11 protein-coding genes are annotated in these 11,898 nt (G+C 63.9%); 10 read left to right on the top strand and 1 reads right to left on the bottom strand.

Annotation, left to right across the window (positions count from 1 at the left end):
* Positions 1 to 31: 31 nt before the first annotated feature.
* Positions 32 to 559 (bottom strand): component of SufBCD complex, encoded by a 528-nt coding sequence (locus DQW77_RS10845; RefSeq protein ID WP_113258250.1) that lies wholly within the window; start codon positions 557 to 559, stop codon positions 32 to 34.
* A 119-nt stretch (positions 560 to 678) separates the two neighbouring features.
* Between DQW77_RS10845 and hemB the strand changes: the two genes are divergently transcribed.
* From hemB to DQW77_RS10790, 10 genes are all read left to right on the top strand, one after another.
* Positions 679 to 1,695: a porphobilinogen synthase gene (hemB, locus tag DQW77_RS10840; protein ID WP_113258249.1), complete on the top strand. Its 1,017-nt coding sequence runs from the start codon at positions 679 to 681 to the stop codon at positions 1,693 to 1,695.
* Between the two features lie 461 nt (positions 1,696 to 2,156).
* Entirely contained in the window at positions 2,157 to 3,191 is a 1,035-nt protein-coding gene (locus tag DQW77_RS10830; protein WP_113258247.1) for an NAD-dependent epimerase/dehydratase family protein, read from the top strand.
* Between the two features lie 144 nt (positions 3,192 to 3,335).
* Positions 3,336 to 4,208: an aldo/keto reductase gene (locus DQW77_RS10825; protein ID WP_113258246.1), complete on the top strand. Its 873-nt coding sequence runs from the start codon at positions 3,336 to 3,338 to the stop codon at positions 4,206 to 4,208.
* Positions 4,205 to 5,101 (top strand): Gfo/Idh/MocA family oxidoreductase, encoded by an 897-nt coding sequence (locus DQW77_RS10820; protein WP_113258245.1) that lies wholly within the window; start codon positions 4,205 to 4,207, stop codon positions 5,099 to 5,101. Before DQW77_RS10825 ends, DQW77_RS10820 begins: the two co-directional genes overlap by 4 nt.
* Positions 5,098 to 5,856: an SDR family NAD(P)-dependent oxidoreductase gene (locus DQW77_RS10815; RefSeq protein ID WP_113258244.1), complete on the top strand. Its 759-nt coding sequence runs from the start codon at positions 5,098 to 5,100 to the stop codon at positions 5,854 to 5,856. Before DQW77_RS10820 ends, DQW77_RS10815 begins: the two co-directional genes overlap by 4 nt.
* On the top strand, positions 5,853 to 6,575 hold the full coding sequence (locus DQW77_RS10810) for a cytidylyltransferase domain-containing protein (RefSeq protein ID WP_113258243.1): 723 nt from the start codon (positions 5,853 to 5,855) through the stop codon (positions 6,573 to 6,575). The genes DQW77_RS10815 and DQW77_RS10810 overlap by 4 nt, the downstream gene beginning before the upstream one ends.
* Complete coding sequence (gene pseG, locus DQW77_RS10805; RefSeq protein WP_113258242.1) at positions 6,566 to 8,101, top strand: UDP-2,4-diacetamido-2,4,6-trideoxy-beta-L-altropyranose hydrolase; 1,536 nt, start codon at positions 6,566 to 6,568, stop codon at positions 8,099 to 8,101. The genes DQW77_RS10810 and pseG overlap by 10 nt, the downstream gene beginning before the upstream one ends.
* Positions 8,098 to 9,153, top strand: a complete 1,056-nt coding sequence (gene pseI / locus DQW77_RS10800) for a pseudaminic acid synthase (RefSeq protein ID WP_113258241.1) — start codon at positions 8,098 to 8,100, stop codon at positions 9,151 to 9,153. The genes pseG and pseI overlap by 4 nt, the downstream gene beginning before the upstream one ends.
* A 30-nt stretch (positions 9,154 to 9,183) precedes the next feature.
* Positions 9,184 to 10,437, top strand: coding sequence for a hypothetical protein (locus DQW77_RS10795; RefSeq protein ID WP_113258240.1), 1,254 nt, complete (start codon positions 9,184 to 9,186; stop codon positions 10,435 to 10,437).
* A complete protein-coding gene (locus DQW77_RS10790) occupies positions 10,434 to 11,897 on the top strand; it encodes a hypothetical protein (RefSeq protein ID WP_113258239.1) in 1,464 nt (487 codons plus the stop codon). Before DQW77_RS10795 ends, DQW77_RS10790 begins: the two co-directional genes overlap by 4 nt.
* Position 11,898 lies beyond the last annotated feature (1 nt).

Here is an 11,898-nt window from a genome sequence, read left to right as displayed (position 1 = left end):
GACATTCTACCTGGATCGGTCCGGCCTCATGTCACCCGCCAAGGGCGCTGGCCGACATGTTCTGGTACATTCCCCACATGGCGGTGATGAAAATCGACGCCACGCCGATCATGCGTGTGTGCAGGCGGTGCCGCCCGAGCCTCTTGATGAGCGCCTCGCCGGACAGTTCGTTCGAGCGCACCGCGCGGGCGGTGAAAATCGACAGCAGCCCGACAATGGTCATCGGAACGCCCAGCAAGAAGACCGCCTGTGCAAATTCGTGGCCGTAGACGAAACCGGTAAGCCCCAGAAAGGTGAAGAGAAAACAGGCAAACCCGGTCAGCAACAGGCCGGATTCCCCAACGATGTAGAGAAGCCGGTTGGTGTGGATCCGCACCATGTCCTCAAGGTCGATCTGTGCCTGACCTTCATTATCGCGGGCGCGCATGACCATGTCCCACGGGACGCCAAGCACCCAGTGATTGACCGTCGACCATATCACGGCAAGCACAATCCAGAACCAAAGGTTGCTGAAGCTGCGCATGTCGATAAGCTCAAATACGCTTGTATACCAGTCCACTGACCGCTCCGGAAATCATTTCGTCGCCCCTCTTATCGGTCGCTGGCAGCAATTCCTACCCTTGAGATGGCGGAATTTCCATGCCACTCAGGAGCCCGTCTTTGAAAGGAAAACCGCCGATGACCCCCATACAGGCCCCGTTTCCGGCAGCCCGCCTGCGCCGGACCCGCCGCAGCCCCGCGATCCGGGCCCTCGTGGCCGAGACGGCGCTGAGCCCCGGTGATCTGATCTGGCCGGTTTTCGTGCGCGAGGGCGAGAACGTGCAGGAGCCGGTTCCCTCAATGCCCGGCGTTGTCAGGCGCAGTGTCGACCGCGTGGTCGAGGCCGCCCGCGAGGCGGCGGATCTGGGTATTCCGGCAATATGCCTGTTTCCCTATACCGAAGCCGACAAGCGCACCGCCGACTGCGCCGAGGCATGGAATCCGCAAAACCTGTCCAACCGCGCCACAAGGGCGATCAAGAAGGCGGTGCCGGACCTCGCCGTGATGACCGACGTGGCTTTGGACCCTTATTCCGACACCGGACATGACGGTTTTGTGGCGAATGGCGAGATCGTCAATGATGCCACCGTCGAGGCACTTGTCAAACAGGCCCTCGCACAGGCCGAGGCCGGTGTCGACATCATCGGCCCGTCGGACATGATGGATGGCCGTATCGGCGCGATCCGACAGGCGCTGGAGGATGCCGGCCACCGGGACGTGCTGCTGCTCAGCTACGCGGCAAAATACGCCAGTGCGTTTTACGGCCCATTCCGTGATGCCGTCGGTGCGTCCGGTGCCCTCAAGGGCGACAAGAAGACCTATCAGATGGACCCTGCAAACAGCGACGAGGCGTTGCGCTGTGTCGCGCGTGACCTCGGCGAAGGCGCGGACATGGTCATGATCAAGCCGGGGATGCCTTATCTGGATATATGCCGCAGAGTTAAGGATACCTTCGGCGCGCCAACATTCGCGTATCAGGTCTCCGGGGAATACGCGATGATGATGGCCGCCGCCGGAAACGGCTGGATCGACGGGGACAGGGCCGTGACCGAAAGCCTGATGGCATTCAAGCGTGCCGGCTGCGATGGAATCCTCACCTATTTCGCGCCGGCGGTGGCACGTGCGCTTTCCGGTCAGGCCCCTGGACCCGGGTAACCGTGCCGGCACCGGCCGATGTCACGGCGTGTCACCCATCGCGGCCGGTGCCGCGTTCCCAAACAGCATGAGGCCGTTCCATTGCCCCGCCGCGTGGCGGATTGCATGCCGTGCCCGCGGGCACGGGACCATGGCGGGCTTGCGCCCATGACGTGATGTATATACACTTCATGGTTGAGTTGGAGTGTTCATGTTGCTTTTCGGCCTTGCCCTTGTTTTTCCGGTCCGTGATCGGGGTTCTATCCCTGCCGCGCGGCACGGGCGCGGGGTGCGATGATGAGGGGCGGGCCCGGCGGATTGCGGCGGTCGATCCTTTTGCCGACGTATGTGGAAATCTTTGGATTGCATTGGCTGACCCGCGTGCTCTGGGCGGATAGAGTGCCGGTATTCGAACCGCGCCGGTCCGGACCCGCGAAGATCCGGAACCGGGTGGTGGCCAGGCAAATCCAGGAGAAAAGAGCATGACCCGTATATTCGTGACAGGAACAGCCGGATTCATAGGGTTTCATCTTGCCCGGCTGCTGCTGGCGGAAGGCTGCAGCGTCCATGGCTTCGACGGCATGACCGATTACTACGACGTCCGGCTGAAGCAGCGCCGCCATGCCATGTTGCGCCAGAACCAGCACTTCGCGGCGACCGAGGCCATGCTGGAAGATACCGATGCGTTGAACCGGGCCATCGACGACTTCGCGCCGGATGTGATCGTGCACCTCGCCGCGCAGGCGGGCGTACGCTACAGCCTGGAGAATCCGCAAGCCTATATCAGCGCCAACATCCAGGGCACCTTCAACGTGATGGAAGCCGCACGCAGATGCCGGGCAAGACATCTGCTCATGGCGTCCACCTCCTCCGTTTATGGTGCCAACACGGAGATGCCGTTTGCGGAAACCCAGAAGGCCGATACTCCGCTGACGATCTATGCCGCCACCAAGAAGGCGAACGAGGCGATGGGGCATTCCTACGCACATCTCCACGACCTGCCGACCACGATGTTCCGGTTCTTCACCGTCTACGGACCCTGGGGACGGCCGGACATGGCGCTGTTCAAGTTCACGAAGGGCATCCTCGAGGGCACGCCGATAGACGTCTACAACCAGGGCGAGATGTGGCGCGATTTCACCTATGTCGATGATCTGGTGCGGGGCATACATGGTCTCATGGGCGTGGTGCCCGGCGGGCCGGAAACAGCCGTGGAGGGCGACAGTCTGAGCCCGGTGGCCCCATTCCGTGTGGTCAATATCGGCAACTCGGAAAAGGTTCGGTTGATGGACTTCATCGAGGCCATCGAATCCGAGGTCGGGCGTGATGCCATTCGCAATTACATGCCGATGCAGGCCGGCGATGTGCCCGCAACCTGGGCCGATGCCACACTTTTGCAGCGGCTCACCGGATATCGTCCGCAGACTCCGCTCCGGGACGGCGTGGCACAATTCGTCGCCTGGTATCGCGACTACTATGACGGGCAGCAGCACGATGCGCCTCCCCCGCCCCGGTGATCCCCCGCCGGTGAGGGCCGGCCCGCTTTCCATAGCGCTGCCGCGTCGGCCGGACCGCCGCGGACGAAGCCGGGCGGCGCTCAACCGAGGGTCATCGCGGGGCACCCGCAGACCGGCCGACGGGGCGAACGGGACGGCGCGGGCATGCTGATCCTGGGGACCGCGCAATTCGGGATGGAGTATGGTGTGGCCAACCGCACCGGCTGTCCGGACCTGACCCGGACGACAGAGATCCTCGACCACGCCTTCGCCCACGGCTTGCGGTATCTGGACACCGCCATGAACTATGACCGGAGCGAAGCCGTGCTCGGTCGTTGCGGGGTCGACGGCTGGAACATCATCACCAAGCTGCCCTCGCTTTCCGGATTGCCCGAAAAAAGCATCGAAGACGCCGTCCGGGGATACATTCTGCGCTCACTTGACCGGCTTAGAACCGCAAACCTCCATGCCGTGCTCGCCCATGATCATCGCGACATGAGGGGATCGCGCGGGCAACGGGTGATTGCGGCCCTGCAAACCTTGCGGCAGCACGGGTTGGTGGACAGGACCGGCGTGTCCGTCTACGGGCCGGACGACATTGACGGTCTGGACCCGGCGGCGACAGGGATCGTTCAGGCCCCCCTGAACGTGCTGGACCAGAGGATCCTTCGGACGGGCCTTGCCGACAGGCTGCACCACGGGGGAAGTGAACTTCACGTCCGTTCGGTGTTTCTTCAGGGACTCTTGCTGATGCCGGCGCGGCATCGGCCCGCCCGATTCAAGCGGTGGTCGGCTGAATTGGCACGTGTAAAGGCATACGCCTGCAAGACGGGGCTTGATCCATTGGCCTTGTGCCTCGGTTTCGTCACTCGGCAGAAACATGTCACCCATTGCGTCGTCGGGGTCGAGCGGCGCGAACAACTGGTGCAGATCCTCGACGCCTACGAGGCAGGTTCGCAAACACCGGTCGACACCGACCAGCTGCATGCGCACGATCCCCACCTGATCGATCCACGCCTTTGGACGGCCGGGGCATGAGCTTGCGGTTCGGCATCATCGGGCAGTCGCCCGGAAACGGGCATCCCTATTCCTGGTCGGCGATCTGCAACGGTTACCGGCCCGATGCAATGGCGCTGTGCGGCTTTCCCGCCATTCCGGACTACCTTGCGCGGCAGCAATGGCCGCACGACCGGCTGCCCGGAGCCCGCGTGACCCATGTCTGGGCGCAGGACCGCAAGACCGCGGCGCGGATCGCCCTTGCGGGCAGGATCGAAACGGTGGTCGCCCGACCCGAGGACATGATCGGCCATATCGATGCCCTGCTGCTGGCCCGAGACGACGCCCGCAATCACCGCCATTTCGCGGCACCTTTCCTGCGGGCCGGTCTGCCGGTCTACATCGACAAGCCGATCGCCCTGTCGATGGATGAACTCGATGCGTTGAACATGATGCAGCTCCGCCCCGGGCAGATTTTCAGTTGCTCGGCCCTGCGTTTTGCGCCCGAAATGCGGCTTGACGCGGAAACCGCCGCCGGTATCGGGCCGATCCGGCTGATAACGGGCATGACGGCGGGATCATGGCAAACCTACGCGATCCACCTTGTTGATCCGCTCCTTGCGATGCTGGGGCATGACACCGCGCCAAGGCTTCTCTTTTCGGCTCCGGCGGGTCATGACGGGCGCACGCTGGCGCTGCGCTTTCCCGACGGGCCGGACGTCCACCTGACGGCAGCCGGCACCGAGGCGCAACCACCGATTTCACTGCGGATCACGGGCCTGCACGGCGAAACCACGCTGACCTTCTCCGACAGTTTCGGCGCATTCAGGACCGCGCTCGCGGAATTTGCCGCCGCGGTCCGAGAGGGGCGCTCACGGCTGCCCGAGGCATTCAACCGGCGCGCGGTGAGCATCATCGAAATGGGTTTGCCATGAAACGAACCGTCCTGATAACCGGCGCAACCGGCAGGTTGGGGCGGGTCATGGCACGGTATCTGGCCGAACGCGGCTGGTCGCTGGTATTGACCTCGCGCGATGCCGCCCGATCCGCGCCTCTGGCGCGTGAGCTGCGTGCCCTCGGTGTTGGCGTTGCGACGGTCGATCTTGATCTCCTGTCGGTCCGCAGCCGGGAAACCCTTGCCGACCGGGTTGCAGACGCCGGCGTGACCGTGACCCATTTCGTCAGCAATGCGCGCTCGCTGGATACGCTGGAATGCGGCGCGAACGGGCTTGCCGGCGGGCAGGCCTTTCTGGACGAACTGACCGTCGGGGTGGTTGCGCCCTACCGGGTGCTCATGGCGTTCGCGCAACACCCTGCACATGATCTGCGGGCCATCGTGAGCATCGGATCGCAATATGGCGAGGTCGCCGCCAACCCCGCCCTCCACATTGACAGCCCGGGCGGCAGCCCCGTCCAGTACGGAGTGGGCAAGGCCGCGTTGCACCACCTGACCCGGGAACTGGCGGTGCGCTTGGCGCCGCGGGTGCGGGTGAATTGCGTGGCGTTCGGAGGCTTTGAAGGCCGCGCCAGCGTCGCCGTCCGGGACCGGTATGGCACCATGGCCCCCGCCGGGCGGATGCTTGCCGAACAGGACGCCGGCGGGCCGGTGGCTTTCCTGCTCGACGATGCGGCAAGCGCGGCGGTGACCGGCCATGTCCTCGTGGCTGACGGCGGCTGGAGCATCTGGTGACCGATATCGCGATCATACCGGCGCGCGGCGGATCAAAACGCATCCCCCGCAAGAACATTACCGGCTTTCGGGGCAGGCCGATGATCGGCTGGACGATCGAGGCTGCATTGGCAAGCGACCTCTTCGATCTCGTTCTCGTCTCGACCGACGATACGGAAATCGCCGAAATCGCCCGCTCCGAAGGGGCTGAGGCACCCTTTCTGCGCACCGGGCATGCCGATGACCAGACGCCAGTCAGCATCGCCGTTCTAACGGCACTTGAACAGGCGGAAAGCCATTACGGCCAGAGCTTCGGCACGGTCACCCAACTCATGCCCAACTGCCCGCTGCGCGGTGACGCCGAGATCCGCGATGCATGGACGCATTTCAAGTCCGGCACGCACCCGTTTCAGATCAGCGCCTCCGCCTTCGGAGCGATGACTCCCTGGTGGGCGGCACGGCTGATGCCGGACGGGCGGCCCGATTGGCTGCACCCGGATGCGCGCCTGCGGCGCTCGCAGGATCTTGACCCGCTCTATTGCCCGACCGGGGCGATCTGGATGGCGTCGGCCTCGGCCCTTCGCATGCATCGGACATTCTACGGGCCCGGCCATGTGCTGTGTCCGATATCCTGGACCGCCGCGATCGACATCGACGACCGGGATGATCTGTACCTCGCCGAGGCATTGGCGGCCCTGAAAGGCACGCATGACAACGGGAGCAGCGGACAATGCGCGTGATCTTCCGTGCAGACGCGGGCCTTCAGATCGGAACCGGGCATGTGATGCGCTGTCTCACACTCGCAGAGGCATTGCGCGAATGCGGCGCGGAGTGCGGCTTTGTCACCCGGGATCATCCGGGGCACCTGGCCGGGCGAATTTCCGCGCGCGGGTTTCCCGTTTCCCTGCTTCCGGCAGGGACGGGCGACTTCGTCTCCCCGCCGCCCGAACATGCCGGATGGGCCGGTGTGCACTGGACGCAGGACGCCGCCGAGACCCTCGCGGCGACCGGCGGCGCCGACTGGATGGTCGTTGATCACTACGCGCTGGACGCGCGGTGGGAACGGGCGGTCGCCGGCGGCCGCATGCGGCTCATGGTCATCGACGATCTGGCTGACAGGCCCCACGCCGCCAACCTGATGCTTGACCAGAAATTCGGGCACTCGCCCGCCGATCACGCCGGTCTGCTGCCCGCCAAGTGCCGGTGCCTTGCAGGGCCGCGGCATGCGCTCCTGCGCCCGGAATTCGCGCAGATCCGGGCACAGTCATTGTCAGACCGGGACGGACGCGGATTGCGACACCTTATCGTGACACTGGGTGGCGTGGATCGCGGCGATGCGACTTCGGCGGTACTGGAGGCGTTGAGAGCGGCCTGCTTGCCCCCGGACCTGCGGATCACGGTCATCATGGGCTCTGACGCGCCCGCGCTGGAACGCGTCAGGGCACTGGCGCGGGACATGCCAAGACCCACCCGGATCGCCGTGAACGTGGAGGACATGGCAACGCTGATGGCCGGTGCCGATCTGGCCATTGGCGCCGGAGGGGGCACCACGTGGGAGCGTTGCTGCCTCGGGCTGCCCTGCGTGACCCTGGAAACGGCACCGAACCAGAAGGGTGTCGCGCCGGCACTGACTGATGCCGGGGCCGGGTTCGACCCCGGGCCACCGGAGGGCCGGGATTTCGTCCACCACCTTCAGGCCGCAATTGCAGAGGCCGGTGATCCGGCGCGTCTCGATGTGATGTCGCGAAAGGCCGCGGCGCTGTGCGATGGCGATGGAACCCCGCGGGTGCTGGCGGCGCTTGTCCCGTCCGAAGTGGGATTCCGGTGCGCGACCCGGACGGATTCCCGGCGTGTCTGGGAATGGCGAGATGCGTTGGACGACTCGTTTCGAGTAAGCGACGAAAGAACACCCTACGCCGAGCATGACAGATGGTTCCGCAAAGCTGTCAACGAGGCGGATCCGATCATCCGTATCCTGACACAAGGCGGGCTTGCCCGGGGGTATCTGCGCCTTGACCGGACCGGCGCAACCTCTGCCCGGGTCAGCATCTGTCTGGCGCCCGATGCGCGGGGTCAGGGTTTGGGGCGACGGCTTTTGGTGGAGGCTGACCGGGTGGGGGCACGCCTCGGCCTCGAGCGGCTGATGGCGGAAATCCAAGAAGGGAATGGTGCGTCTCGCAAGGTGTTCGAGGCCGCGGATTATGTCGAACGGGGCAGCAAGGACGGTTTCCTCAACTACAGTCGGAGATTGGAGAACACGAAATGACCGAGATCAGGATCGCCGGCCGCCCCGTCGGCCCGGGTCACCCGCCCTATGTCATCGCCGAGCTTTCGGCCAATCATAACGGCAGCCTTTATCAGGCATTGAGGATCATCGACGCCGCAATTGAGGCGGGTGCAGATGCCGTGAAGATCCAGACTTATCACCCTGACACGATTACGTTGGAATCCGACGCCCCGGATTTCCGGATCACCGAGGGGCTGTGGGCCGGGCGCACGCTTTATGACCTCTACGAGTGGGCGCATACGCCGTGGGGGTGGCACGAGGCGCTTTTCGCCCATGCCGCCGAACGCGGGATCACGCTGTTTTCCTCGCCCTTCGACCCGACGGCAGTGGACCTTCTGGCAAGCCTCGGCGCGCCGGCCTACAAGATCGCCTCGTTCGAGATCGTCGATCTTTCCCTGATCCGCTACGTGGCCGCAAAGGGCAGGCCGATGATCCTTTCGACGGGCATGGCCGACCTCGCGGAAATCGCCGAGGCTGTCGATGCCGCGCGATCCGGCGGCTGCCTCGAACTGGCGCTGTTGCACTGCGTCTCGGGCTATCCGGCGCCGGCATCCGACTACAACCTGTCCACGCTGCGCGACATGGCGGACCGCTTCAAGGTTCCGATCGGCCTTTCGGATCATACGCAGGACAACGTCACCGCGATCGCGTCAATCGCCCTGGGGGCCTCGATCATCGAGAAACATCTCACGCTGGACCGGGACGGTGGCGGACCCGATGACAGCTTTTCGCTTGAACCGGCCCAATTCGCGGCGCTCTGCCGGGACGCCCGGACCGCGTGGCGGGCGATCGGACGCGTCGATTACGACCGCAAGCCGAGCGAAGCCGCCAACGTGGTTTTCCGGCGCTCGATCTACGCTGTTCGGGACATCGCGAAGGGCACGCGGATTACGTCCGCGCATGTCCGTTCGATCCGTCCGGGCCATGGGCTGGCGCCACGACAGTTCGACGTCGTAATCGGCGCCTGCGCAAAACGGGACATCACGCGTGGTGAAGCGATGCAATGGGACATGATCGAAAGGCAGGCATGACCGGACGCGGCCGGCGCGGCCTGTGGGGCAATGAACCTTTTCAGTTTCCTTCTCGGCTACCCGTTTCACCGCATCGTCGTCGCGGGTATCAGTTTCAGTACGGCGATAATCGCGGCACGCATTTTACCGGCCGGAGAGTTCGCGGCGCTGATGACCGCCGCGTTCATGGGCAAATTCCTTCAGGTCATGAACCTCGGTGCGACGGCGGGATATTTTGTCAGCCGGTATTCCGGTCAAGGGGCGCTGGCCTGCGGGACCATGGCGGATGAACGACGCTACCTCACCATGTTCATGGCCCAACTCGTCGTCATCGGGGGGATTGTGGCGCTGGCCGCGTTGTTCTGGTTTCGGCAGTATCTGCCCGGTACGCTGGTCTTTCTGATGATGGCACCGCTTTTTGTCCTCGAACCGTGCCTGCGTTACAGGAGGATGTTTTCCTTTTCGTTGCTGCCCGAACTGCTCTTGTCGGCTGCGCTGCTAGTGGTGGTGGCGGCGCGCGGGCCCGGCGGCGGACCCGCCGATATCATGTGGCTCTATTTGCCGGTCATCGCTGTTTTGTCACTGGTGGCCGTGGCGATGGCGATGCGCGGGGGATTTGCGTCGCGCAGCCCCGCCACGTCTGAACTGTCGTTCCATGAGTATCGCCGGATCGTCTTGCAGGGTGGGCCGGTCTACCTCGCGACGGCGATCTTCCTGGCCGCGTCTTCAATGGACCGCCTGATCCTGCCACTTCACGCCACGGCCGGAGAATTGAGCCTTTATTTTCTCGCCTATCAGTTGTCGGTCGGGGCGACGGTGCTCGTGACCGCACTGAACTTCATCAACACGGTGTCACTGGGAGAAGCCCGCCAGGGGGCAGACCCCGTCGAGTCCCGCATGTTGAAAGCCAAGCTACGGGCCGCCGGCCTGATCTCTCTGGCCTGCTTCATTGCGCTCGCGGGGGGCGCGGCCATCCTTGAACACCTCTTTCTGAGCACCGGTTTCGACGGCTTGACCCATGTCACCCTGACCCTTGGCGCCGGTCTTGCCCTGTTCTATTGTTCCAACGCGATCACCCCCATCGTTGCCTATTACCACCGTCAAACGCCCCTCACGGTTTCGATGGGTTGCGTGGCCCTGGCCGTTCTGGCCAACAACCTTTTCGCATTCGTTCAGGGTTTGGGTGCCTTGTGGCTGGCCTCGGGGACGGCCGCGGCCCTGATATTCCATTCCGTTTTTTCAATCTGGTTCACCTTTGTCACGATCGGGAATACGGCCTCGGCAAGCCTCGGGGCGCGGCAATGACCACAGGGCAGGAAAACTCCGGCTCCGACGGCCCGCTTTCCGACAGGGGGACGCCCGGATCCACGGGCACCGCGCAGCAACACGACACCTCCGCGCTGCCCGTGTCGGTCCTGGTGTATGTGCGCCCCTGGAACCGCGTGCAGATGGACCACCTCGCGCGGGGGGTCTGGGGAGATGACTCTAGGATTTCGGGGATGAGCGAACACGGATCGGTGGACGATTCGGGGTTCTGGAAAAGATTTCATGACGCCTTCAAGACGGTTAACACGGGCGCCACACCCCACCATTTCGGACCCGCGGAGATCGAGGACATCATCGGCCGGTGCCGGCTTCTGCGGCATCTGGACCTTGACACGGCGATGCGCCTTCTGGTGGCGGCGGAACGGGCGATCAGCGCGGTACTGGACCGCACACGGCCGTCCTTCATCCTGTCGCTGACTGTCGACAGCTACATTCTCGACATCCTTGCGCGCCTGGGACAACAGCGGGCGATTCCCTTCATAGGCATCGTGCCCAGTTTCCTGACGGATCATTTTCGCATCACGACCCGCGGCGAGGGGGTTCATTGCCGCGAGGTCGACGAAGACATGGTCGAAACCACGTTTGCAAATCTTGCTGTTGCCGACTACCGGCCTGATTTCCTTGTCCGTCCGGGACGTGAGGCAAGACGCCGGATGTGGCGCATGTGGATCCGCAACCTTCCAAGACCGGTCTGGTTCGCGCTCCGCAGGCGGCTGTCCGGGGACCTTCTGAACTACCACTTCTGGGTTTCCCAGATCGTCGCGAGACAATTCTGGACACCATGGCCGCAGGGTTATTCCGGCATCGGCAGGCATGAGCTGGACACGCTGGCCCCGAGATACCTTGGCCCGCCGCGGGTGTATCTGCCGCTGCAGATGTCGCCCGAGACCACGATCGACTACTGGAGCGCCGACAGGCGCTGGATCAACTACGAAGACCACATCCTCCGCCTGATCCGCGCCCATCGAGGAAAGGCATGCTTTGCGGTCAAGGAGCACCCCAATCTCGTCGGCTTTCGATCACCGGGCTTCTATCGCCGGCTTGCCGCAGAGCCCAATTGCACGATGGTTCTTCCGGAGGTGCGTTCGAACGATCTTGTGACGCTTTGTGACGCCGTCCTGGTCTGCACCGGAAGTGCCGGGTTCGAGGCGGCCATCCGTGGCAAGCCCGTCATCAGCGACAGTGCCCCCTATTATGCTCCGCAGGAGACACTGTTTCCGATATCCACCCTTAAAGATGGAAGTTTTGTTGACAACTTCCCGCTTAGATTGCAAAACAGGATGGTGAAGCACTTGCTGGAACGTACCCTTCCCGGACGGTTCCTGAACAACGGCACATGGTCGGCCCGCAATGCCGAACATCGTGCATGGAGCAGCACCATGGCCGCATCAATCAGACAGTTCCTTGGTTCGCAGGACGCGCCACGGACGGAGACGTGAC

The organism is Roseovarius sp. TE539 (genome assembly GCF_003298505.1).
Classification (GTDB): Bacteria; Pseudomonadota; Alphaproteobacteria; order Rhodobacterales; family Rhodobacteraceae; genus Roseovarius.
This window is presented reverse-complemented; position numbering and strand designations above follow the sequence as displayed.